A 24,101-nucleotide genomic window follows, 5' to 3' on the forward strand; every position below is an offset into this window, starting at 1 on the left:
CCATGAGCACACGACAACTGAAACTGGGCGCCATGATCCACGGTGTGGGGCACGGCTGGGGCGAGTGGCGCCATCCGCAGGCACTGGCCGACGCCAGTACCAACCTGCGCTACTACCAACAGCAGGCCCGCCTGGCCGAAGACGCCCGTTTCGACTTCGCCTTCATCGCCGACAGCCTGCATATCCACGAACGCTCGAGCCCGCATTACCTCAATCGCTTCGAGCCCCTGACCCTCCTCTCGGCGCTGGCTGCCACCACCGAGCACATCGGTCTGGTCGCCACCATCACGGTCAGCTACACCGAACCCTACCAAGTGGCGCGGCAGCTCGCGTCGCTTGACCACATCAGTGGCGGCCGCGCCGGCTGGAACGTGGTCACCTCCTGGCTGTCCGGCACCGCCGACAATTTCAGCAAGGCCGAGCATCCGCCCCATGCCGTGCGCTACCAGATCGCCAGAGAGCACGTGGATGTGGTCAAGGGGCTGTGGGATTCCTGGGAAGACGACGCCTTCACCCGCAACAAGGCCACCGGCGAGTTTTTCGACCGCAGCAAGCTGCACGCGCTGAACCACCAGGGCGAATTCTTCCAGGTCAAGGGACCGCTGAACATCGCCCGCTCGCGCCAGGGTCAACCGGTGATTTTCCAGGCCGGTGTTTCCGAGGACGGCCGCAACTTCGCCGCGCAGAACGCCGATGCGATCTTCTGCCGACACGAGTCGTTCACCGAATCGCATGCCTATTACCAGGACCTCAAGCAACGTGCGGCCAAGGCTGGTCGCAACCCGGAAAAACTATTCATCCTGCCCGGCATCAGCCCGATCGTGGGCCGTGACCGCGACGAGGTCGAGCGCCGCTATCAGGAAGCTGCAGACCTGGTGGGCATCGAAGACGCCATCGTCGCCCTCGGCCGTCCGTTCAACGACTACAACTTCACCGGCCACGATCTGGACGCGGCCTTCCCCGATCTGGGCGACCTGGGCGCCAACAGCCACAAGGGTACGTCCGAGCGTATCAAGCACGTTGCCCGTGAAGAGAACCTGACATTGCGCCAAGTGGCGCTGCGCTTCGCCAAGCCCGACCGGGATTTTGTCGGCCTGCCCGAAGAAGTCGCCGACGCCGTGCAAGCCTGGTTCGAAGGCCACGCCGCCGATGGCTTCATCATCAACTCGCTGTTGCCCGACGGCCTCGAATACTTCACCCGCTACGTGGTGCCGATTCTTCAGCAACGCGGCCTGCTGCGCACCGAGTACCCCGGCCTGACCCTGCGCGCCAACCTCGGCCTGGAGGTGCCGGCCAATCGCAACGCAACCCCGCGCCGCGCCGAAGAAGTGGCCTGAATTCCCTTTCCCCACCCGCCGTGGCCGTGGGCTCCGGCACTCGATTGCAAAGGACATCTGCCATGTTTGCCGAAAAAATACCGCGCCCTGCCACGGCGATCCGCGCCACTGCGCTGGAGCCGACCATCGGCGCGCAGATCGAGGGCGTGGATCTGCGGCGCCCACTCGACGCGCACGCCCGTGATGAAATACGTGCCTTGCTGCTCAAGCACAAAGTGTTGTTCTTCCGTGACCAGCACATCGATACCGCCCAGCAACTGGCGTTCGCCCGTCAGTTCGGCGAGCTGTACCAGCATCCGACTACCCAGAAGCAGGACCACGAGCGTCCCAATGCCCACCTGATTCTGGGAAGTGAAGCCCGTGACCGTTATGGCGATGCGCGCAAGGGCCGCTGGCATACCGATACCAGCTGGATGCTCAAGCCGACCTTCGGTGCGGTGCTGCGAGCGGTGTCACTGCCCGAGTGCGGTGGCGATACGCTCTGGGCCGACACCGGTTTGGTGTACCGCAGCCTGCCGGCGGCCCTGCGCGAGCGGATCGACAATGCCTTCGTCACCCACAACTTCAAACCCGCGCTGGACAAGGTCGGCTACAACTACCCAATCCTCGCGCACCCACTGGTGCGTACGCATCCAGAGACGGGCGAAGATGCGCTGTTCATCAACTTTTCGATGTCACCGCAAATTCTGGGTCTGTCACTGGAGGAGAGCCGCGAGATCGTCGGCCTGTTGCTCAAGGAAGTGAGCAACCCCGAGTACCAGGTGCGTTTCAAGTGGCAACCCGGAGATGTAGCGTTCTGGGACAACCGTGGGGCATTGCATTACCCGGTGTACAACTACGGTGATTTCCCGCGGGCAATGGAACGGGTATTGATTGCCGACGACGACATTCCCCATCGGCGCCGGGCTGATCCGGATAAATCGCGCTGAACCCTTCGCGGCCGCTGACCGCTCCTACGCTCGGCGCGCTACTGCGCAGGAGCGGTCATCGGCCGCGAAAGACACGCCACGGTGCATGACTCATAAATCACACACGAACAAAAACGCCGCTCATTTCTGAGCGGCGTTTTCATTGAATTTGGAGCGGGAAACGAGACTCGAACTCGCGACCCCGACCTTGGCAAGGTCGTGCTCTACCAACTGAGCTATTCCCGCAATGGCGTCCCCTAGGGGACTCGAACCCCTGTTACCGCCGTGAAAGGGCGGTGTCCTAGGCCACTAGACGAAGGGGACACGCTGACCGGAACACATGGTGTGTATTCCGGCGCCCAGACCCATGTCCGAAGACAGGATGCTGGTTTCACTCAGTGCCGCCCTAAGGCCACACTGCTTAAACTGGAGCGGGAAACGAGACTCGAACTCGCGACCCCGACCTTGGCAAGGTCGTGCTCTACCAACTGAGCTATTCCCGCAATGGCGTCCCCTAGGGGACCCGAACCCCTGTTACCGCCGTGAAAGGGCGGTGTCCTAGGCCACTAGACGAAGGGGACACGCTACAACTTCACTCCCTGCCGCGCTTCGCTGTGTGCTTTACGCTGCAAGTGGCGCGCATTCTATGGATGCTTTCGAGGGTCGTCAACCCCCTGTTATAAATTTATTTAAATCAATGACTTCACCGTGCTTTGCAGGTCATCCGGCCATGCTCGATGAAGCAGCGAGACAAGTGGACATGAATAAGCTTTTGACACCGGTAATAGCACAACGCCATAGTTGCGAGAGGCAACGCGGGTGTCTCTATGAATGCGTTGCAGCGTGTTGTGCTATCGGTGTCGGCAGACCGGCCCTACACTTCAACCTCACTCAACCTCGAGAGCGTCCCGGTGACTCCACTCATGATCACCCTGTTCATCGTAACGGGGATCGCCATCCTTATCGTCATCGGCCTGCTCAACAACATGGTCGAGAGCAACAAGCTGGCGAAGGCGCGCGACAAGCTCGAGCTCACCGACCGCCTGCGCCGCTGCGGCCGCATTGGCGAGACGTTCCCCGGTCAACTGATGACCCCTGCCCTCAAGCAACTGCTTACCCGGCTCGAACTGAACATCAGCCAGCGCCTGTTGCTGCTCGACAGGCAGAACGCGCCGCTCAAGACGCGCCTTGAAGAGTTGCAAGGTGAGATCGCCAAGGGCGATGACATTGCAATCGGCAATCCGCCCTTCCCGATCTTGACCGAAGACCAGGCCAAGGAAGTCCGCTTTCTGCTCGAAGCCTTGCATGCGCAGGTCACGCGTGCCGCCCAGGAGGGCTTTCTCAACGCGGCCGAGACCAAGCACTGGGCGCGCGAGATCCGCAGCATTCTGGTCCTGCTGCACATCGAATTCTTCAACAACCTGGGCCAGCAACTGCTGGGAGAAGGCCAGCCGGGCCGCGCTCGCCTGGCATTCGAGCGGGGTGTGCAATACCTCAAGGGGCAACCCGACGCTGCGCTTTATCAGGAACAGCTGGAGTACTTGCAGAAAATGCTCAAGCGCACCAATGCCATGGTGCTCAGCCAGATGGAGCCGACCGGGAACGAAGTCAACGAACTCACCGACGGCTTGAAGGCCGACGAGAAGGAAGACCCGTTCCAGAAGAAGACCAACTACGACTGAACACGCTGGCGCTTCAGTAGCGGCTGCAGTCGGTCGCTTCGAGGAAGATCGCCGCCAGTTGCTCCAGGCCTTGCTGGTCGGCTTCGCTGAAGCGTGCAGTGCGCGGACTGTCCAGATCCAGCACTCCGATCAACGCGCCGTCCTTGACCAGTGGAATCACCAGCTCGCTGTTCGATGCGCTGTCGCAGGCGATGTGCCCGGGGAACGCATGCACGTCCTCGACCCGCTGGGTCTGCCGGGTCGCCGCAGCGGCCCCACACACGCCACGGCCAAACGCAATGCGCACGCACGCCACCTGCCCCTGGAAGGGCCCGAGTACCAGCTCCTCGTTGCGGTTGAGGTAGAAGCCCGCCCAGTTCAGGTCGTCGACCTGGTTGAACAGAAACGCCGAGAATTGCGCCGCATTGGCGACGAAATCACGCTCGTCGGCCAACAGCGATTGCAGTTGAGCGCACAGCATGCGGTAGCCTTCCAGCCCCGCGCCTGCGGCGTGCAAATCGATCATGCTTGTTGCTCCAGCAGTTTGAGGCCTACCCAGTAACGGGCGAATTGATAGGCGCAGCGGCCGTTGCGGTTACCCCGTCCGGTCGCCCAGCGCACGGCAAGGATATCCAGTTGCTCGTCACGCGACCATTGCAGGCCGCTGTCGCGAGCGAGTTCGCCGATCCAGTGCTCCACCACACGCAGGAAGTGCTCCTGGGTGAACGGATAGAACGACAGCCACAGGCCAAACCGGTCGGACAGGGCGATCTTGTCTTCGACCGCTTCGCTGGGGTGCAACTCGCCGTCGACCCGGGACCAGTTCTCGTTGTCGCTCTGATGCTCGGGAACCAGATGACGGCGGTTGGACGTGGCGTAGAGCAGGACGTTGTCAGGTGCCTGCTCGAGGGAGCCGTCGAGCACGCTCTTGAGCACCCGGTAGTCGCCCTCGCCCGCCTCGAACGATAGGTCGTCGCAAAACAGCACGAAACGCTGCGGCAGTTTCTGCAACTGCTCGACCACCCGCGGCAGGTCGGCCAGGTGGTCGCGCTCGATCTCGATCAGGCGCAGCCCCGCAGCCGCGTGCTCGGCAAGCAGCGCCCGCACCAGCGATGATTTGCCGGTGCCACGCGACCCCCACAACAGCGCGTGGTTGGCCGGATGGCCGTCGAGGAACTGCTGGGTATTGCGCGCCAACTGCTGGCGCTGCTGGTCGACACCGATGAGGTCGCTCAGGCGCATGTCCAGGCTGACCTCAAGCGGCAACAGGTAGCCGCTGCGGCCTTCACGCTGCCAGCGTGCCGCCAGGCACTGATTCCAGTCGATTTCGCTGCGAAGCGCGGGCAGCAACGGCTCGAGCCGCGCCAGCACGGATTCGGCGCGCTCAAGAAAGGCATTCAAACGAGAGTCCACGACTTTTCCTCAAGGCAAGTTGCGTGTAAAAGGTTCGGCAAGGCGGACATGCCGTCGCGCGCTGCGGCGCACACACATGGTCCATGCTTTGGCCCTGCGCACGGAATGGAAATTGGCCCAGTACCCATGGATATAAAATTCACCCAGCGGCTGTCCTATAAACAAGCACGCCTGACGGTACTGGTCGGCTTCATTCTGGGGGCTTTGCTCAGTGTTATCCAGATCGGCATCGATTATTCCAATGTCAACGAAGCCATCGATCGGCAGATGCGCTCGCTGCTCGAAATCAGCCACAACCCGGCCTCGCGCATCGCCTACAACATCGATGCCGAACTCGCCAAGGAACTCACCCTGGGCCTGCTGCAGTCGGAGTCGATCACCGGCGCGCGGCTGACGGACAACAACGGCAATGTGCTGGCCAGCGTGCAGCGACCGCGCCTGGAAAGCAGCTACCGCTTCCTCAGTGACATACTTTTCGACGCCCAGCGCCAGTACGAAGACCCCCTGTTTCTGTCGCACATGCCCAACGATCGCCTCGGCACCCTGCAATTGAGCGTCGACACCTTCGCCATCGGCAACCGCTTCCTGCGCCGCGCCGAAATCACCCTGGCCAGCGGCTTCCTGCGCACGGCGCTGCTCACCGGCATGCTGCTGGGCTTTTTCTACCTGATGCTGACCAAGCCCCTCAACCGGGTCATCCGCGCCTTGAGCAGCAGCGATCCGCACCAGCCCAAGCCCGCGCGCCTGGACTACCCGCCGGGCCACGAGCACGACGAGATCGGCGTGCTGGTGAAGGTCGCCAACCAGCAGTTCATCAGCATGGCCACGGAGATCCAGCAGCGGCGCAGTGCCGAGAATCGCTTGACCGAGTACCTGGGCGAGCTGGAAAACATCGTGTCGGCGCGGACCACCGAGCTCAAGGCCAGCAACACCCGACTGAGCATGTCCAACGAAGAATTGGAAAAGGCCCGCCGCACGGCGCTGGACATGGCCCAGGCGCGCGCTTCGTTCCTGGCCAACATGAGTCATGAGATTCGTACCCCGCTCAACGGCCTGCTGGGCATGATTGCGCTGTCGCTGGACAGCCCCCTCAACGCCGAGCAGCGTCAGCAGCTGTCCATCGCGCACGATTCGGGCAAGGTGCTGGTCGAGTTGCTCAACGATATCCTCGACCTGTCCAAGTTCGACGCCGGGCAGTTGGAGCTGGAGCGCATCCCCTTCGATCTGGGCGCGCTGATCGAAGACACCGCCAACCTGCTGTCGCAAAACGCGGCGCCCAGCGTCGAGCTGACCTGCCTGATTGATCCGCATTTTCCCGCGCTGGTCCTGGGCGACCCGACCCGGGTACGGCAGATCGTCAGCAACCTGTTGTCCAATGCGCTGAAGTTCACCCGCTTCGGCCGTGTCGACGTGCGCCTCTACACCCGCCCGGGTGGCGTGCGCATCGAAGTCAGTGACACCGGGATCGGGATCGCCCAGGAAGCGCAGGTCAAGATTTTCCAGCCCTTCACCCAGGCCGGTGCCGGCATCACCCGCCAGTTCGGCGGCACCGGCCTGGGCCTGGCGCTGACCAACAATCTTTGCGAAGCCATGCAGGGCCGCTTGAGCATCAGCTCGGAAGCCGGCTTCGGTAGCCAGTTCTATGCCGACCTGCCGCTCATGGCGCACAGTCCGGCCTACGTTCCGCCGTTGCTGCGTGGCCAGGTGTTGCTGGTCGGGCACGCCGGCAGCGGCCTGGCAGAACTGTTGCACGATCTGCTGCCGCTATGGGGCATCGATTATCAGCGCTACGACCTGGGCGCGGACCTCACCGGCATCACCCCAGACCTGGTCGTCACCGACAGCCTGGACTGCCTGTTCGGCCTGCGTCCCGGTATCCAGGCACCGATTCTGCTGGTGACCGCCTACGGCAATTTCCTGCCCACCGAGCAGGCCAACGCGCTGATGCCGTTGCAGCAACAAGCCCGGCCGCTGGCACGCAATGCGCTGTATCAGGCGTTGCGGCGCAGCCTGGTGGGTGACGAACCCACCGCGCTCGACCACCTGGCCAACCGACGCAGCGCGCAACGGCGTGCACGCATCCTGCTGGTGGAGGACAACCCGGTGAATCAGCTGGTGGCCAAAGGCATGCTGAGCAAGCTGGGGTGCGAGGTCACCGTGGCCGCGCACGGCGGCGAGGCACTCGGCGAGTTGGAAAAGCACGAGTTCGACCTGGTGCTGATGGACTGCAACATGCCGGTCATGGATGGCTACGAAGCCAGTCGGCAGATTCGTCGAAGCGGGCGCTGGCCGCAGCTGCCGATCGTGGCGCTGACAGCCAATGCCATGCCCGAAGAACGCGAGCGCTGCCGCGCGGCGGGCATGAGCGACTATCTGGCCAAGCCGTTCCGCCGAGAAGAACTGGTCATGCTGATCGACCAGTGGGTACCTGAATAGCAACCAGGTTCAGCGCAGCGCTATTTCCAGGTTCAGCGCAGCGCCAGTTCGATCTCGTGGGCCAGCGCGGCGGGTTTGGTCAGCGGTGCGAAGCGTTTGACACTGCCGTCGGCCGCCACCAGAAACTTGGTGAAGTTCCATTTCACCTTCTCCGACCCGAACAGCCCCGGTGCGCGCTTCTTCAGCTGCACGAACAGCGGATGGGTCAGGTCGCCATTGACGTCGATCTTGCGAAACATCGGGAAGCTCACGCCGAAGTTCTTCTCGCAGAACTGCACGATGTCCAGGGTATCGCCGGGCTCCTGATTGCCGAACTGGTTGCAGGGGAATCCCAGCACCACCAGGCCCTGCTTGCGATACGTCTGCCACAGCTCCTCCAACCCCTTGTACTGTGGCGTAAAGCCACACTGGCTGGCCGTGTTGACCACCAGCAGGACCTTGCCGGCAAAATCGCCGATGGTCTTGTGCTGGCCGTCCAGAGTGATGCACGGGATGGAAAGAAGGTCTTTGCTCATGGTCGCTTTCTTGTCAGAGGTCATGCCGGCTGGTCGGCTCGCGGCTGGAAGTCCAGGCACACCGAATTGATGCAGTAGCGCAGGCCGGTCGGGGCCGGGCCGTCGGGAAACACGTGACCCAGGTGCGAGTCGCAGGTGGCGCACTTGACCTCGGTACGGACCATGCCGTGGGTGGTATCGCGGATCTCGACCATCGCCTGCTCGCCGATCGGTGCGGAGAAACTCGGCCAGCCGCAGCCGGAATCGAATTTGCTGCGCGAGTCGAACAACGGCTCTTCGCAGCCGACGCAGGTGAAGATGCCGTCACCCTTGAAGTCGTTGTACTTGCCCGTGAAGGGCCGCTCGGTCGCGCTCAGGCGACAGACGTTGTACTGCTCGGGATCGAGCATTTTCTTCCATTCTTCTTCGCTTCGAGTGAGCTTGCCCATCGGTACACCTCGGCAGTTCAAAAAGCCCGATCTGTATCTTTTGCAACGATCAGGCGGCACGTATGATTGCGCCTTTGGACAGCAATCTGTCACCCGCGTTGCAGCGATTCGTTTTTTTCATCATCAGGGCCGGCGCGGGCCTTGCCATCTTTCGGGACCTCACCATGCAGTACAGCAAATCGAACAAGCTCGCCAACGTCTGCTATGACATCCGCGGGCCGGTGCTCAAGCACGCCAAGCGCCTGGAAGAGGAAGGCCACCGCATCCTCAAGCTGAACATCGGCAACCCGGCGCCGTTCGGTTTCGAGGCCCCCGTGGAAATCCTTCAGGATGTCATCCGCAACCTGCCCACCGCCCAGGGCTACAGCGACTCCAAGGGCTTGTTCAGTGCGCGCAAGGCGGTCATGCAGTACTACCAGCAGAAACAGGTGGAAGGGGTCGGCATCGAGGACATCTACCTGGGTAACGGCGTCTCCGAGCTGATCGTCATGTCGCTGCAGGCCTTGCTCAACAACGGCGACGAAGTGCTGATCCCGGCCCCCGACTACCCACTCTGGACAGCCTCGGTCAGCCTCGCCGGCGGCCATGCCGTGCACTACCTGTGCGACGAGCAGGCCAACTGGTGGCCAGACCTGGACGACATCAAGGCCAAGATCACCCCCAACACCAAGGCCATGGTGATCATCAATCCGAACAACCCCACCGGCGCCGTGTATTCCAGGGAAGTGCTGCTGGGCATGCTGGAAATCGCTCGCCAGCACGATCTGGTGGTGTTCTCCGATGAGATCTACGACAAGATCCTCTACGACGATGCCGTACACATCTGTACCGCCTCGCTGGCCCCGGACCTGTTGTGCCTGACCTTCAACGGCCTGTCCAAATCCTACCGCGTGGCCGGTTTCCGCTCCGGCTGGATCGCCATCTCGGGACCCAAGCACAACGCCCAGAGCTACATCGAAGGCATCGACATCCTCGCCAACATGCGCCTGTGCGCCAACGTGCCAAGCCAGCACGCAATCCAGACCGCGCTGGGCGGCTACCAGAGCATCAACGACCTGGTCCTGCCCAACGGTCGCCTGCTGGAGCAGCGCAACCGCACCTGGGAGCTGCTCAACGACATCCCCGGCGTCAGTTGCGTCAAGCCCATGGGCGCGCTTTACGCCTTCCCGCGCATCGATCCCAAGGTCTGCCCGATCCTCAACGACGAGAAGTTCGTGCTCGACCTGCTGTTGTCGGAAAAGCTGCTGGTGGTCCAGGGCACTGCGTTCAACTGGCCCAACCCGGACCATTTCCGGGTGGTGACGCTGCCGCGCGTCGACGACCTCGAGCAGGCCATCGGTCGCATCGGTCGCTTCCTGAAGAATTATCGCCAGTAAAAACCGAACGTATTCAAGTGTCCGTGCGCACATACACAGTTTGAAATAGTCCCCCGGTTGAATCGACCGGGCTCGGGCCTTATATAGCGCATACGCAACACTTCTATCCGTCAGGAGAACGTTACAACCATGATGCGCATCTTGCTGTTTCTGGCCACTAACCTTGCGGTTGTGCTGATTGCCAGCATTACCCTGAGCCTGTTTGGCTTCAATGGGTTCATGGCGGCCAACGGGGTGGATCTGAACCTCAATCAGCTGCTGATCTTCTGCGCCGTGTTCGGCTTCGCCGGCTCGCTGTTCTCGCTGTTCATCTCCAAGTGGATGGCGAAGATGAGCACCGGCACGCAGATCATCACCCAACCGCGCACCCGTCACGAACAATGGCTGCTGCAGACCGTCGAGGAGCTGTCGCGCGAGGCAGGCATCAAGATGCCCGAGGTCGGCATCTTCCCGGCGTACGAGGCCAACGCCTTCGCCACCGGCTGGAACAAGAACGACGCGCTGGTGGCCGTCAGCCAGGGCCTGCTCGAGCGTTTCTCGCCCGATGAGGTCAAGGCGGTGCTGGCCCACGAGATCGGCCACGTTGCCAACGGCGACATGGTCACCCTGGCGCTGGTGCAGGGCGTGGTGAACACCTTCGTGATGTTCTTCGCCCGAATCATCGGCAACTTCGTCGACAAGGTGATCTTCAAGAACGAGCAAGGCCAGGGCATCGCCTACTACATCGCGACCATCGTCGCCGAGCTGGTGCTGGGCATCCTGGCCAGTGTCATCGTCATGTGGTTCTCGCGTCGCCGCGAATTCCGCGCCGACGAAGCCGGTGCTCGACTGGCCGGCACAAACGCGATGATCGGTGCGCTGCAGCGCCTGCGCTCCGAGCAAGGCGTTCCCGTGCAGATGCCCGACTCGCTGAACGCCTTCGGCATCAACGGTGGCCTCAAGCATGGCCTGGCCGGCCTGCTCATGACCCACCCGCCGCTGGAAGACCGTATCGAAGCGCTGCGCCGTCGCGGTTGAATGCAACAGGCGTGATCGAGGGCGACGCGAGTCGCCCTTTTTTGTGGGTGGCGGCAATGCACTTTCGGCCCCATGCCGGTTGCAACTTCGCTGTACGTTCCCCATCAATAGATCATGAACCTACCTGCACAGCTCGATTCGGCACTGGCCAACTTCCATCCGGCGGTAAGCGCTTGGTTCCGCCGGCAATTTGCTGCCGTCACCCCCGCTCAGGCCCAGGCCTGGCCGTTGATCCAGCAAGGGCACTCGACCCTGATCGCCGCACCCACGGGCTCGGGCAAGACCCTGACGGCCTTCCTGGCCGTTCTCGACGAGCTGGTGCAACTGGGGCTCGCGCAAGGAGGCGAGCTGCCGCGACGCACCCTGGTGCTGTACGTCTCACCGCTCAAGGCCTTGTCCAACGACATCCAGCTGAACCTGCAACGCCCGCTGCAGGGCATAGCCGAGCAACTGGCCGACATGGATCTGCCTGCGCTGACCATCGTCGCCGGGGTACGTACCGGAGATACGCCGCAGAAAGAGCGTGCCGCCATGCGCCGGCACCCTCCGCACATCCTGGTCACCACGCCCGAATCGCTCTATGTGCTGCTCGGATCCGACTCCGGCCGCCGCATGCTCACGGATGTCGACACGGTTATCGTCGATGAGATCCATGCAGTGGCCGGCAGCAAGCGCGGCAGCCATCTGTCCTTGAGCCTGGAGCGCCTGCAGGCACTGTGCAGCAAGCCACTGCGACGTATCGGCCTGTCCGCCACGCAAAAGCCGATCGCTCAGGTGGCGCAGTTCCTGGTCGGGGCGCAGCGGCTGTGTTCCATCGTCGACATCGGTCATGCCCGCCCCCGCGACCTGGCCATCGAAGTGCCTGCGGTGCCGCTTGCGGCGGTCATGCCCAATGACGTCTGGGAGTTGGTCTACAACCGCCTGGCCGAGCTTGCCCAGGCGCATCGGACCACCCTGGTTTTCGTCAATACCCGGCGCCTGGCCGAGCGTTTGGCGCGCCATCTGAGCGAGCGGCTCGGACGCGAGCAGGTGGCGGCCCACCACGGCAGCCTGGCAAAGGAACAGCGTCTGGATGCCGAACAACGGCTCAAGCGTGGCGATCTGCAAGTGCTGGTCGCCACCGCCTCGCTGGAGTTGGGCATCGATATCGGTAACGTCGACCTGGTCTGCCAGATCGGCTCGCCCGGCTCCATTTCAGCGTTTCTGCAACGGGTAGGTCGTTCCGGCCACCACGTCGGCGGCATTCCCAAAGGCCGCCTGTTTGCAACCTCTCGGGACGACCTTATCGAATGCGTGGCGTTGCTGGACTGCGTGCGCCGCGGCGAACTGGATATCCTGCGCATTCCCCAGGCGCCGCTGGACGTATTGGCCCAGCAGATCATCGCCGAGGTCAGCTGCCAGGAATGGCCGGAGCAGGCGTTGCTGCAGATGTTCCGCCAGGCGACGCCCTATGCGGCCTTGGACGCCACGCGCTATGAAGCGTTGCTGCGCATGCTGGCCGAAGGTTACAGCGGGCGTCAGGGCGTGCGCGCCGCCTATCTGCACCGTGATGCACTTACCCAGAGCCTGCGCGGCCGGCGCGGCAGCAAGTTGACTGCGGTCACCAGCGGAGGCGCCATTGCGGACAACGCCGACTACGCGGTACTGCTGGAGCCCCAGGCGTTGAGCATCGGCAGCGTCAACGAGGATTTTGCCGTGGAAAGCCTGGCCGGCGACATCTTCCAGCTGGGCAATCGCTCCTACCGCATCCTGCGCATCGAAGGCGGCAAGGTGCGGGTCGAAGATGCCCACGGTCAGGCCCCGAACATCCCCTTCTGGCTGGGGGAAATGCCCGGACGCAGCGCCGAGCTGTCTGTCGGCGTGGCGCGCTTGCAGGCCTCGATAGACCAGCGCCTGGCGCTCGGTGACGGGCTACCCGAGCCCGTGCTGCCCTGGTTGCAAGACGCGCTCGGCCTGGGACGGGACAGCGCCGAGCAATTGCTCGACTATCTGGCGCGCACGCGCGAGGCGCTTGGCGCGCTGCCCTCTCAGGACACGTTGATCATGGAGCGTTTCTTCGATGCCTCGGGCGCGACGCAGCTGGTTATCCACACGCCATTCGGCAGCCGCATCAACCGGGCCTGGGGTCTGGCCCTGCGCAAGCGCTTCTGTCGCACGTTCAATTTCGAACTGCAAGCAGCGGCCAGCGAAGACGCCATCGTGCTGTCGCTGTCGACCAGCCACAGCTTCGCCTTGGAGGATGTCTGGCACTACCTGCACAGCAACAGCGCCGAATCGATATTGACCCAGGCGCTGCTCGACGCGCCGCTGTTCGGCGTGCGCTGGCGCTGGAACGCCGCCACGGCCCTGGCCCTTCCCCGCTACAGCGGCGGACGCAAGGTCGCCCCACAGCTCCAGCGAATGAAAAGCGAGGACCTGATTGCCACGGTATTCCCGGACCAGATCGCCTGCCTGGAGAACATCGTCGGCGAGCGGGAGATTCCCGATCACCCGCTGGTTACGCAAACCCTCGACGATTGCCTGCACGACGCCATGGACAGCGAAGGCTGGCTGGCCGTGCTGCGGCGCATCGAAACCGGTCGGATCAGCCTCATCCAGCGTGATCTGCCCCGCCCTTCGCCGCTGGCGGCAGCGATCCTCAATGCCAGGCCCTATGCGTTTCTCGACGACGCACCGCTGGAAGAACGACGTACCCAAGCGGTACTCAACAGGCGCTGGGGCGAACCCCGCACGGCAGACGACATGGGCGAACTGGACGAGGATGCCATCAAGGCGGTGGCCGCCGAGGCATGGCCCTCCCCTGTCAGCAGCGACGAAATGCATGAGGCGTTGATGAGCCTGGGTGCGTGGGCTGAACGCGAGGTTGGGGCCAGCGAGCTACCGCTGTTGAAGGCCCTGGCCCGTACAGGTCGCGCAGCGCGCCTGCCCCTGGGCGACGGCGGCCACGTGTGGCTGGCCCTGGAACGAGTGGCCTGCCTGCAAGCCATCTATGGGAGCGCCGAGCTGTCGCCGGCACTACAGATGCCGGCACACCTGGCGCAGATGTGGACGAAGCAAGAAGCGACACTGGAACTGATCCGCGCCCGCTTGAGCGGGTTCGGCCCGCAGCGACTGGGTGAGATTGCCGCCCCACTGAACTTGCATCCGGCACTCGTCGAACAAGCCCTGCTCGCCCTGGAAACCCAGGGCTACGTCATGCGTGGCCGCTTTCTCGCCCACATCGAGGAAACCCAGTGGTGCGAACGGCACCTGCTGGCGCGCATCCATCGGTATACGGTGAAGCGTCTGCGGCGTGAGATCGAACCGGTCAGCCTGCAGGTGTTCATGCGCTTCCTCCTCGACTGGCAGTGCCTTGCGCCCGCTACGCGCCTGCAAGGCGAAGCGGCAATGAGCCGACTGCTCGACCAGCTCGAAGGCTACAGCGCGCCGGCCAGCGCCTGGGAAAACGACCTGCTGCCGGCTCGTCTGCGCGGATACGATCCGTCGTGGCTGGACCGCGCCAGCCGCAGCGGCAAGACGGTCTGGGCGCGGCTGGCGAGCAGCGGCAAGGGCGCGACCCTGCGCAATACGCCGATCGTGCTGCTGCCGCGCGCGCGCCTGCCTTTGTGGCGCAGCCTGGCTTCGACAGTCCAGCCGCTGGAACTGTCCATGCGTGCACAGAAGGTCGAACAGACTCTGGTCGCGCAAGGCGCCATGTTTTTCGATGATCTGGTCCACCAGACACGCCTGTTGCGCACGGAAGCCGAGAACGCCTTGCAGGAGCTGGTCGCCGCAGGTCGCGTGAACGCCGACAGCTTCGCCGGACTGCGCGCACTGATCACCCCGGCTGGCAAGCGCCAGGCCCGCAGCAGTCGCCGCGGTCGCGGTGCGTTCATCGGCGGCATGGACGATGCCGGACGCTGGGCCCTGCTGCAGGCGCCCGATCGCGCGCCCGATGAAGCCGTGGAACAGATCGCACTGGTCCTGCTGCGCCGCTACGGCGTGGTGTTCTGGCGTCTGCTGCAACGCGAAGCCGACTGGCTGCCCAGCTGGCGCGACCTGTTGCGCGCACTGCAGCGCCTGGAGGCGCGTGGGCAGGTCCGCGGGGGGCGTTTCATCGATGGTTTGTCCGGTGAACAGTTCGCCCTGCCCGAGGCCATTCCAGCCCTGCGCGAGGTGCGCAAGCGACCGGTCGACGGCACCCTGGTATCGATCACGGCCAGCGACCCGTTGAATCTGGTCGGCACCCTGCTGCCATTGCCCGGAGCCGCCCCCCTGCAGATTCAGAAAACCGTGCCAGCGCTACCCGGCAACCGCGTGCTATACCGCGACGGGCTGCCCGTGGCGGCATTGATCGCAGGCAAACCGGTCTACTGGAGCGAAGAAACCACGGAAATGCGCCGGCAACTGATCCACCCATCCCTGTAGCAGCGGCGCAAGCCGCGTCATGGTGCATGCGGTGTGCCTGAACGAACGCGGTAATGGCGGACGCGGCTTGCACCGCAGCCACAAGGACTGCATCAAGTCGGCCTTGTGACATTCCGTAATAGCCAAACTTTTGCAATTCATTGCGAAACCCGCCAACCTCCGCGCCGCTGATCGATAATGGCCGCCGACGCGGAACCGCAACCCCGGCGTTCACTCCCTACTACATCCTTTCTTTTCGCAAGAGCCTGTCGCCATGACTAACGATCGAGACCATCGGATCGATTTCTATCGGGGTTTGGCGTTGATCTTCATTTTTTGGGATCACATACCGCAAAACCCCTTGGCCAACTTCACGCTGCGCAACTTCGGATTCAGCGACGCCGCAGAAGTGTTCGTGTTCCTCGCCGGCTATGCGGCCGTGCTGGCCTACGGCAAGATCGCGCTGCGCGACGGCTACCTGGTCGCCACCGTACGCATACTGCGCCGCGCCTGGGTGTTGTACGTGGTGCACATTTTCCTCCTGGCGGTGCTGATGGGCATTATCTTCGTCGCCAACAATCACGTCGAAACGCGCGACATGATCCAGGAAATGAACCTCACCTATTTCATTTCCAACCCGCAACAGGCCATGGTCGACGAACTGCTGCTGCGCTTCAAACCCAACCTGATGGACCCTCTGCCGCTGTACATCGTATTGCTGCTCGGCCTGCCGATCGTCCTGCCACTGCTGATCAAGCGACCGACGCAGGCCATCGGTCTGTCATTGCTGCTGTACCTGGCGGTGCAGTGGCTGGGCTGGAACATTCCGGCTCACGACAACGGCCTGTGGTACTTCAATCCCCTGGCCTGGCAGATGCTGTTCGTGCTGGGTGGCGCCACGGCGCTGCATTCGGCTCGCGCGCCAGTCGCGGCGGCTCGCCCGTTGGGCCGCCAGCCGCTGTTTCTCGCGTGCGCTGCACTGGTGACATTCAGCGCCCTGGTCGCCCTGGGCTGGCGCTGGCCGGTACTGCACGAGGCGCTGGTACCCGGCTGGTTTGGCGAACTGCTCTACCCCATCGACAAGACCAACCTCTCGCCGTCACGCCTTTTGCATTTCGTGGCCCTGGCCTACTGCGTGGCCAAGCTGGTACCCCAGGGCGAGTGGGTGAATCATCTGCTGGCACGCAAGGTTGCGCTGATGGGACGTTATTCGCTCGAGGTCTTCTGCCTCAGCGTGGTGCTGGCACCGTTGGCCGACATGGCCAATGCCTTGGCCGACGACCAGCTCGCGATGCAGATCGCCAGTGCGCTGGTGGGCGCGGGCCTGATGCTGGCCCTGGCCGAATGGCTGGAACTGAACAAGCGACTGGGCCGTCCGCGCCCGGAGCTGCCGAAGCTCGAGCTGGCGAAGTCCGAACGGCCCGTGGTCGCGCTGGGCAAAGGCCTCTGATCAGGCGTTGCCGGCCAGCTTCAGGCGCGCGGCCTGGGTAAAGTCCAGCATGCGCTTGAGCGGCCGGATGGCCTGGGGAATCAGCGCTGCATCCACGGTGATTTCGTTGCTGCCCTCGCGCAGGCACTGCAAGGTGCGCTCCAGGGTGTTCATGGCCATCCACGGGCAATGCGCACAACTGCGACAGGCGGCACCATTGCCGGCCGTAGGGGCCTCGATCAGCGTCTTGTCGGGCACGGCCTGCTGCATCTTGTAGAAGATACCGCGGTCGGTGGCTACGATCAGGGTCTGCTGCGGCAAGGTGCGGGCAGCGGCAATCAACTGACTGGTCGAACCCACGGCGTCCGCCAGGGCGATCACCTCGGCCGGCGACTCGGGATGCACCAGAATCGCCGCGTCGGGATACAGCGCACGCATGTCGGCCAACTGCCGCGCCTTGAACTCTTCGTGAACGATGCAGGCACCGTCCCACATCAACATGTCCGCGCCAGTGTGGGTCTGGATATAGTTGCCCAGGTGCTTGTCGGGCGCCCAGATGATCTTCTCGCCGTTGTCCATAAGGCTTTCGACGATCTCAAGCGCGCAACTCGAGGTCACCACCCAATCGGCACGTGCTTTCACGGCAGCCGAGGTATTGGCATAGACCACCACGGTGCGTTCGGGATGCTGGTCGCAGAATGCCGAGAACGCATCCACCGGACAGCCCAGGTCCAGCGAACAGGTCGCTTCCAGGGTCGGCATGAGCACCCGCTTTTCCGGGTTGAGGATCTTTGCCGTTTCACCCATGAACCTGACGCCTGCCACCAGCACCGTTCGCGCCGGGTGCTGATTGCCAAAGCGCGCCATTTCCAGCGAATCGGAAACACAGCCACCGGTTTCCTCTGCCAATGCCTGGATCACCGGATCGCAGTAGTAATGGGCAACCAGAACCGCGTCCTGAGCCTTCAGCTCGGCGGCGATGGCGGCACGGTAGTCGGCCTCCTGTTCCGGTGTCAGTGGCCGGGGCTGCTTGGCATCCAGGTGAGCCTGGACCAGAAGGCGTTCGGATATCTGCGTCATGGGGCAAGACCTGCGGGCGCTGATGCGCGAAAGTCGAGTATAGGCCGGGCCGGCGAAGGCCTGGGAGTATATGCCCTGGCTTTCGTGAGGTTTTTCAGGGCTGGCGCAGGCTACAGAGAAACCAGCCGTTAGCAAAGCCTTATAGGCGGTGCAGCCACAACCACCGAATCGCGGGCATAAAAAAACCCGCAGCCTTTGCAAGCTGCGGGTTTCGAAATGGTGGGTCGTGTGGGATTCGAACCTACGACCAATTGGTTAAAAGCCAACTGCTCTACCAACTGAGCTAACGACCCGTTTCGTGGGGCGTATAATACCGAATTCTTTCGGTAATTCAACACCCTACAGAAAATAAATCAAAAATAGCGCGTGGGGTCACTCACGCCTGCCGTGGCGAAGCCTTCGGCGCGCAGGCGGCAGCTGTCACACTTGCCACAGGCCTGACCTTGGTCATCGGCCTGGTAGCACGATACCGTCAAGCCATAGTCGACACCCAGCGCCACGCCTGCCTTGACGATATCGGCCTTACTCATGTTCTGCAGCGGCGCCTGTATGGTGAAGCCATTGCCCTCCACACCCGCCTTGGTAGCGAGGTTGGCCAGGCGCTCGAAGGCCTCGATGAACTCGGGCCGACAATCCGGATAGCCCGAATAGTCCACCGCATTGACGCCGATGAAGATGTCACGCGCTTCGAGCACCTCGGCCCAGCCCAGGGCCAATGACAGAAACACCGTGTTGCGGGCTGGAACGTAGGTGACCGGAATACCCTCACCCAGGGTTTCCGGAACGTCGATCGAGGTGTCGGTCAGTGCCGAGCCACCCATGCCATCCAGGTCGAGCCCTATGACCTTGTGCTGTATCACGCCCAGGTCCTGAGCCACGCGTGCTGCGGCATCGAGCTCGGCCCGATGGCGCTGGCCATAGTCGAAGCTCATGGTATAGCAGGCGTAGCCCTGGGACTTGGCCATCGCCACGACAGTGGCGGAATCCAGGCCGCCGGAAAGCAGAATGACTGCCTTTTTCTCGTGTTGGGTATGGTTCATGTCAGCGCCCCGGTTCGTCGTTCCAAAGAAGTTTGTGCAGCTGCATCTGCAGGCGCACCGGCAGGTTGTCGGCCACGATCCAGTCGGCCAGATCGGTAGCGCGCAGTTGATCCTTGCTCGGCGAGAACAACACTTCGCCGGCACGACCGTCCAGCCCGTACTGAATCAGCTTGGAAACGGCCCAGTCATAGTCCTCGCGCGAGCACAGGACAAACTTCACCTGGTCGTTGCGGGTCAGCAGCTCGATGTTCTCGTAACGGTTTCGATGGACTTCGAGGGAACCTGGTGTCTTCAGGTCGAGCACGCGACTGACCCGAGTATCGACTGCGCTGATGTCGAGCGCGCCGCTGGTTTCCACGGAAACTTCATAGCCGGCATCGCAAAGGCGCTGCATCAACGGGATGGCATTGGGCTGAGCCAATGGTTCACCTCCGGTAACACATACATAGCGAGGCTTGTAGCTGGCCACCTGTTCCATGATCGAATCGAGCGTGCGTTGGGTTCCCCCGCTGAACGCATACGCGCTGTCGCAATATTGGCAGCGCAAAGGGCAGCCGGTCAGGCGTACGAAAACCGTGGGCAAGCCAGCGGTCCGCGTCTCACCCTGCAACGAGTAGAAGACTTCGGTAATACGTAGTGTGTCTTGCATAGGGTCCACGGGCGTGACAGCGAAACAGGCTGACCGCCTCCGTTGGGCACTTCAGGCGGCCCGCGATCGCGTAGCCTCAGGAAGCGTGTTCATAAAATGGCGGCAAATTCTAACGAAAAAACCCGCGACAGGCGCGGGTTTCTTCGAATCACACGGCAAGCTTCACAATCTTTGCAGGTCTTTCTGCGCCAATTGCGCAGCGGACGTACCCGGATATTGGGTGACTACCTGCTGCAGAATGCCCTTGACCCGGTCAGTGTGGCCCAGGCGGCGCTCGACGTCGGCCAGCTTGTAGAGCGAATCCGGCACTTTGTTGTGCTTCGGATAGAGCTGGCTGACCTTGGCGAAAGCCTGGCCTGCGCCCTGCAGGTCACCCTTGGCAAGGTTGACCTCGCCCAGCCAGTACTGGGCGTTGCCCGCATACTGGCTGTTCGGGTATTTGCGCAGGAACGCGGCGAAGGCCTGGCTCGCCTTGTCGAAATCCTTGGCCTTGATCAGGTCGAAGGCTGCATCGTAATACAGCTTCTCCTTGGCCGGATCGCCAGGCTCGGCGCCTGCGGACGACTGGCCGGCAGCCGATGAAGCACCAGCGCCGCTCGAGGCGCCGCTGGCTGAAGAATTATCCGGTTGGGCAGCGGGTGCAGGTGCAACCCCCGAGCCAATCCGACGATCGAGTTCCTGATACCGCTCGAGCCCTTCCTGTTTCAGGCGCTGGATATCGTTCTGCTGGACTTCGACCTGACCTCGCAGACGTGCGATGTCTTCCTGCATTTGCTGCAGTTGCATGAACAGCTCGCCCTGAGCCGAGACAGGCGCTTGCGCGACTGTCCCGGCCGAGGCGCCGTTCGTACCGTAACCTGAGGGCGGATAGCTGCCACCAACGGCGCCACTGTTACCGTAGCCTCCATTGTTGTTGCTATCGACCACAGGCACCGCGCCCCAAGCCATTACAGGCAGGGCGAAAGCCAGAACAGTTACAGCACGACGGCACGTTCGCATGACGAATTACTTACGCAGTTCGACGCGACGGTTCTGAGCCCACGACTGCTCGTCGTTGCCAGTAGCCACTGGACGCTCTTCACCGTAGGAAACCAGTTCCAGCTGAGCTGGCGAAACGCCCTGCAGTACCAGGTAACGCTGAACGGCCTTGGCACGACGCTCGCCCAGTGCCAGGTTGTACTCGCGAGTACCACGCTCGTCGGTGTTACCTTCCAGGACGACGCGAGCGCCGTTGGCTTTCAGGTCCTTGGCATGAACGTCCAGAGCGCGCATGGCTTCTGGCTTCAGGTCCGAGCTGTCGTATTCGAAGTAGAAGGTGGTGATTGCGCGCAGAGCAGCTTCTTCGCTCAGGGAACCGTCAACGGCACCGGTGTTTGCGCCGTAACCAGCGTTAGGGTCGACAGCAGCGCCGCCTTGACCAGCATCTTCGCCGCCTTTGGACGAGCAACCTACAGCTACGGACAAGGCCAGGGCCAGCGCAGCGAACTTACCAAACTTCAGCATTTCCATCGTGAAACTCCTAATGAACCCCAATGTGTTAAGTACAACGTATTACGCCGCGTCAGTTCAGGTAAGGGGACCAGGACGGTTCTCTGACTTCGCCTTGAGCGGTAGGAAGCGGGAGCCTCACGCGGCCGTTTAGCGACACGAGCATCAAGACTCCCCGGCCCTGCTGGCGGGTGGCGTAGATTACCATGGTGCCGTTGGGCGCAACAGTAGGCGACTCATCAAGAGTTGAATCTGTGAGGATCTTTACGCTTCCGCGCTCCAGGTCCTGCGCCGCCACCTTGAAATTGGTGAAACCATCTTGCCGATGGATCATTACAAGGGTCTTTTCGTCAGCCGAAAGTTTCGGGTTGGCATTGTAGTTGCCCACGAACGTCACACGCTCGGCATTGGCGCCACCGGATGTGCTGGTCTTGTAGATCTGCGGCTTGCCGCCACGGTCCGAGGTGAAGTACAGGGTCGAACCGTCCTTGCCCCAGAAGGGTTCGGTGTCGATGGCCGGGCTGTTGGTCACGCGGGTTAGCGCGCGCGACGCCAGGTTCATCACGTAGATCTCCGGGTTGCCGTCCTTGGACAGCACCAGTGCCAGGCGATTGCCGTCCGGCGAGAACGCCGGTGCGCCGTTGAGGCCTTCGAAGTTGGTCAACTGCTCGCGGCGACCGGTGTCGACGTTCTGCAGGAAGATCCGCGGACGGCGCTGTTCGAACGATACATAGGCGATGTTGCGGCCGTTGGGCGAGTAGCGCGGCGACAGGATCGGCTCGCGCGACTGCAACAGGGTCACCGCACGTGCGCCGTCGTAGTCCGAACGCTGCAGGGTGTAGCGAGTGGCGTTGGTGCCGGCCCGCTCGGCAGTCACGTAGAGCATGCGCGTGGAGAACGCACCCTTGATCCCGGTCAGCTTCTCGAACGACTGGTCGGAGATGAAGTGAGCCATGTCCCGCAGCTGGTCGGTGGTGCCGGAAACGCTGCCGGTCAACACTTGTTGCTGCGTGTTGACGTTGAGCAGCGCGTATTGCACCTGCAAGCGGCCACCGGCCGGCGTGATGCTGCCGACCATGACGTACTGGGCACCCAGCGCCTGCCAGTCGCGGTAGATGACTTCGCTGGCCTGGGACGGCTGGCTGATCATGTTCTGCGGTGGAATGGGTGCGTAGTAGCCCGAGTTGCGCAGGTCGTTGCCGACAATCTCGGCGATGTTGTCAGGCAATACGCTGCCGCCCTGGAAACCGAACGGCACGACGGCAATCGGCGTGGCCCGGTCGGCACCGCTGGTGACCAGAATGTTCTTTTCGTCCGCAGAGGCCATACCGGCTGCGCAGCAAAGGACGACGAGCAGTCCTCGAAGAAGGTTAATCACAAGGCAAGATCCTCAGGTGTAAATGTCATCTTGAAGGAACGATAGGGGTTGAAGTCAGCTGGTTTCAAACCCTGCATTTCCGTTAAACGGCCAATGTTCTTGACCGCGGCAACCGCCGAACTGTCGAAGGGACCATCGCCGCTGGAGCGTGAAACGCTGACATTGGTAACGGTGCCATCGGGCAACATGTTGATCTGCAATACCACGGTCATGTTCTTGCGTGCCGAAGGCGGACGCGCCCACCCTTCGGCTGCTCGCGAGCGGATCAGATCGTCGAAGTTGCCTGCGACTTCATCCCCCTGCTCGTCGGCGAGTGCCTGCTGGCGTTCGGGCTTGTCGGAAAGCAGATCGGCCAGTGCCTGCGCCTTCTTGTCCTCCGCCGCCTTGCGAGCTGCATCCTGAGCTTTCTTCTTCGCGGCATCGGCCGCAGCCTTCTTCTTCGCGTCCTCGGCGGCTTTCTTCTTCGCGTCCTCGGCCGCAGTGGCCTTCTTGGCGTCGTCTTCGGCTTTCTTCTTGGCGTCTTCGGCGGCCTTTTTCTTGGCGTCCTCGGCAGCCTTCTTCTTGGCGTCCTCGGCTGCTTCCTTCTTGGCCTCTTCCTGCTCGGCCTTCTTCTTGGCGATGTCGGCCAGCTCGCTCTTCTTGGCTTCGGCAGCTTTTTCAGCAGCTTCGGCCTTGGCCGCCTCAGCCTTGGCGGCTGCTGCAGAGGCAGCTTCCGCCTTGGCGGCAGCATCGGCCTTCTTGGCTTCGTCGGCCCTCTTCGCCGCTTCGGCCTTTTGAGCGGTTTCCTCTTTCTTTTGTTCCGCAGCCTTGATGGCTTCCTGTTCCAGCTTCTTGGTCTCCATCTGCTCGACTTCGGTCTGCCGCGCCGCAGACTTCTTCGCCTCGCCTGCCAGTTTCTGGTTGGTCTGGGTAGTGGCCTGGCTCTTGGACTTGAGCTGATAGAGCGTAGCCTGCACGATGGGTCGCGCTTCAGGCAGTTCGGGCGTCATGGCGAAACTGACGAACAGCATCCCGAAGATCAGCACGTGCAGGGCTACCGCCCAGACCGTGGGCCAGAAGAAGCTTTCCGAGGCTGAATGCTCTCGCTTTCGCATCAGGGGGCCTCGGTAATCAAGCCAACGTTACCGACACCTGCCTGCTGCAAACCACCCATGGCGCCCATGACCGCCCCGTAATCCACGGTCTTGTCACCGCGAATGAAGACCTGGGTCTTCTTGCCGCTGGCATTGCCCTGGTTGATGATCGCGGTGGCGGCCTGGGTCATCTGCGCCAGCGTCATGGCCTTGTCCTGCTGCTTTTCAGTGTCTACTTCCTTGCCGACGTTCCAGTAGTAGGTCTTGTCGGCCTTGATGGAAATGGTGAGCACCTGAGTGTTGTTGTCCTGCGGCAACGCTTCGCTGGAAACCTTGGGCAGATCGACCTTCACACCTTGGTTGATCATCGGAGCGGTAACCATGAAGATGACCAGCAGTACCAACATCACGTCGATGTAGGGCACCACGTTCATCTCGGCGACCGGCTTGCGTTTTGGGCGACGACCTCGAGTCATTGGGTTATCCC

At 62.5% G+C, this 24,101-nt stretch carries 20 protein-coding genes and 5 tRNA genes; 8 read left to right on the top strand and 17 right to left on the bottom strand.

The features are described 5' to 3' along the window. Positions 1-2 precede the first annotated feature (2 nt). On the top strand, positions 3-1,337 hold the full coding sequence (locus tag IFT57_RS02960) for an LLM class flavin-dependent oxidoreductase (RefSeq protein ID WP_192150435.1): 1,335 nt from the start codon (positions 3-5) through the stop codon (positions 1,335-1,337). Positions 1,338-1,399: 62 nt separating this feature from the next. Beyond that, the gene (locus tag IFT57_RS02965) at positions 1,400-2,266 is read left to right on the top strand and encodes a TauD/TfdA dioxygenase family protein (protein ID WP_122797250.1); all 867 of its coding nucleotides are present in this window, start codon (positions 1,400-1,402) and stop codon (positions 2,264-2,266) included. 149 nt (positions 2,267-2,415) lie between these two features. Here the strand turns inward: IFT57_RS02965 and IFT57_RS02970 are convergent. The 4 genes from IFT57_RS02970 to IFT57_RS02985 all read right to left on the bottom strand — a co-directional run bounded on the left by IFT57_RS02970 (position 2,416) and on the right by IFT57_RS02985 (position 2,826). Further along, positions 2,416-2,491, bottom strand: a tRNA-Gly gene (locus tag IFT57_RS02970). Positions 2,492-2,493: 2 nt separating this feature from the next. Further along, positions 2,494-2,569: transfer RNA gene (locus IFT57_RS02975), tRNA-Glu, on the bottom strand. A gap of 103 nt (positions 2,570-2,672) precedes the next feature. Further along, positions 2,673-2,748 (bottom strand) — tRNA-Gly (locus tag IFT57_RS02980). A 2-nt stretch (positions 2,749-2,750) separates the two neighbouring features. Next, positions 2,751-2,826: transfer RNA gene (locus tag IFT57_RS02985), tRNA-Glu, on the bottom strand. 330 nt (positions 2,827-3,156) lie between these two features. On the opposite strand from IFT57_RS02985, the gene IFT57_RS02990 reads away from it, so the two are divergent. Further along, complete coding sequence (locus IFT57_RS02990; protein WP_122713281.1) at positions 3,157-3,927, top strand: hypothetical protein; 771 nt, start codon at positions 3,157-3,159, stop codon at positions 3,925-3,927. 13 nt (positions 3,928-3,940) lie between these two features. On the opposite strand, the gene IFT57_RS02995 is transcribed toward IFT57_RS02990, so the two are convergent. Both IFT57_RS02995 and IFT57_RS03000 read right to left on the bottom strand, forming a co-directional pair. After that, positions 3,941-4,432 (bottom strand): GAF domain-containing protein, encoded by a 492-nt coding sequence (locus IFT57_RS02995; RefSeq protein WP_192136941.1) that lies wholly within the window; start codon positions 4,430-4,432, stop codon positions 3,941-3,943. Beyond that, positions 4,429-5,319, bottom strand: coding sequence for a DUF815 domain-containing protein (locus IFT57_RS03000; protein WP_122713283.1), 891 nt, complete (start codon positions 5,317-5,319; stop codon positions 4,429-4,431). Before IFT57_RS03000 ends, IFT57_RS02995 begins: the two co-directional genes overlap by 4 nt. 126 nt (positions 5,320-5,445) lie before the next feature. On the opposite strand from IFT57_RS03000, the gene IFT57_RS03005 reads away from it, so the two are divergent. Then, entirely contained in the window at positions 5,446-7,755 is a 2,310-nt protein-coding gene (locus IFT57_RS03005; protein WP_122713284.1) for a response regulator, read from the top strand. Between the two features lie 32 nt (positions 7,756-7,787). Here the strand turns inward: IFT57_RS03005 and IFT57_RS03010 are convergent, their stop codons facing one another. Continuing rightward, the gene (locus IFT57_RS03010; RefSeq protein ID WP_192150437.1) at positions 7,788-8,270 is read right to left on the bottom strand and encodes a glutathione peroxidase; all 483 of its coding nucleotides are present in this window, start codon (positions 8,268-8,270) and stop codon (positions 7,788-7,790) included. Between the two features lie 20 nt (positions 8,271-8,290). Further along, positions 8,291-8,698 (bottom strand): peptide-methionine (R)-S-oxide reductase MsrB, encoded by a 408-nt coding sequence (gene msrB, locus IFT57_RS03015; RefSeq protein ID WP_122479301.1) that lies wholly within the window; start codon positions 8,696-8,698, stop codon positions 8,291-8,293. Positions 8,699-8,862: 164 nt separating this feature from the next. On the opposite strand from msrB, the gene IFT57_RS03020 reads away from it, so the two are divergent. The 4 genes from IFT57_RS03020 (at position 8,863) to IFT57_RS03035 (ending at position 16,927) form a co-directional block, all read left to right on the top strand. Then, positions 8,863-10,074: a pyridoxal phosphate-dependent aminotransferase gene (locus IFT57_RS03020; RefSeq protein ID WP_192150871.1), complete on the top strand. Its 1,212-nt coding sequence runs from the start codon at positions 8,863-8,865 to the stop codon at positions 10,072-10,074. A 129-nt stretch (positions 10,075-10,203) separates the two neighbouring features. After that, the gene (htpX, locus tag IFT57_RS03025; protein WP_043187206.1) at positions 10,204-11,091 is read left to right on the top strand and encodes a protease HtpX; all 888 of its coding nucleotides are present in this window, start codon (positions 10,204-10,206) and stop codon (positions 11,089-11,091) included. Between the two features lie 114 nt (positions 11,092-11,205). Beyond that, positions 11,206-15,498 (top strand): DEAD/DEAH box helicase, encoded by a 4,293-nt coding sequence (locus tag IFT57_RS03030; RefSeq protein ID WP_192150439.1) that lies wholly within the window; start codon positions 11,206-11,208, stop codon positions 15,496-15,498. A gap of 253 nt (positions 15,499-15,751) precedes the next feature. Next, positions 15,752-16,927 (top strand): OpgC family protein, encoded by a 1,176-nt coding sequence (locus IFT57_RS03035; RefSeq protein ID WP_192150441.1) that lies wholly within the window; start codon positions 15,752-15,754, stop codon positions 16,925-16,927. On the opposite strand, the gene nadA is transcribed toward IFT57_RS03035, so the two are convergent. The 9 genes from nadA to tolR all read right to left on the bottom strand — a co-directional run bounded on the left by nadA (position 16,928) and on the right by tolR (position 24,090). Next, entirely contained in the window at positions 16,928-17,986 is a 1,059-nt protein-coding gene (gene nadA / locus IFT57_RS03040; RefSeq protein ID WP_192150443.1) for a quinolinate synthase NadA, read from the bottom strand. A gap of 217 nt (positions 17,987-18,203) precedes the next feature. Next, positions 18,204-18,279, bottom strand: a tRNA-Lys gene (locus IFT57_RS03045). Between the two features lie 60 nt (positions 18,280-18,339). Then, positions 18,340-19,026 carry a 7-cyano-7-deazaguanine synthase QueC gene (gene queC / locus IFT57_RS03050; RefSeq protein ID WP_192150447.1) on the bottom strand — a complete coding sequence of 229 codons (687 nt, stop codon included), beginning with the start codon at positions 19,024-19,026 and terminating at the stop codon, positions 18,340-18,342. A 1-nt stretch (position 19,027) separates the two neighbouring features. Next, positions 19,028-19,675 carry a 7-carboxy-7-deazaguanine synthase QueE gene (gene queE / locus IFT57_RS03055; RefSeq protein ID WP_122713290.1) on the bottom strand — a complete coding sequence of 216 codons (648 nt, stop codon included), beginning with the start codon at positions 19,673-19,675 and terminating at the stop codon, positions 19,028-19,030. Positions 19,676-19,837: 162 nt separating this feature from the next. Beyond that, positions 19,838-20,674: a tol-pal system protein YbgF gene (gene ybgF / locus IFT57_RS03060; protein WP_122713291.1), complete on the bottom strand. Its 837-nt coding sequence runs from the start codon at positions 20,672-20,674 to the stop codon at positions 19,838-19,840. 6 nt (positions 20,675-20,680) lie between these two features. After that, a complete protein-coding gene (gene pal, locus IFT57_RS03065) occupies positions 20,681-21,184 on the bottom strand; it encodes a peptidoglycan-associated lipoprotein Pal (protein ID WP_043187198.1) in 504 nt (167 codons plus the stop codon). A gap of 52 nt (positions 21,185-21,236) precedes the next feature. Continuing rightward, positions 21,237-22,490, bottom strand: coding sequence for a Tol-Pal system beta propeller repeat protein TolB (gene tolB / locus IFT57_RS03070; protein WP_197975749.1), 1,254 nt, complete (start codon positions 22,488-22,490; stop codon positions 21,237-21,239). Between the two features lie 47 nt (positions 22,491-22,537). After that, complete coding sequence (gene tolA, locus IFT57_RS03075; protein ID WP_446731177.1) at positions 22,538-23,635, bottom strand: cell envelope integrity protein TolA; 1,098 nt, start codon at positions 23,633-23,635, stop codon at positions 22,538-22,540. Next, entirely contained in the window at positions 23,635-24,090 is a 456-nt protein-coding gene (tolR, locus tag IFT57_RS03080) for a protein TolR (RefSeq protein ID WP_122479310.1), read from the bottom strand. The genes tolA and tolR overlap by 1 nt, the downstream gene beginning before the upstream one ends. Between the last annotated feature and the right edge of the window lie 11 nt (positions 24,091-24,101).

It is taken from the genome of Pseudomonas sp. CFBP 13719 (assembly GCF_014842095.1).
In the GTDB taxonomy this organism is placed as follows: Bacteria; Pseudomonadota; Gammaproteobacteria; order Pseudomonadales; family Pseudomonadaceae; genus Aquipseudomonas.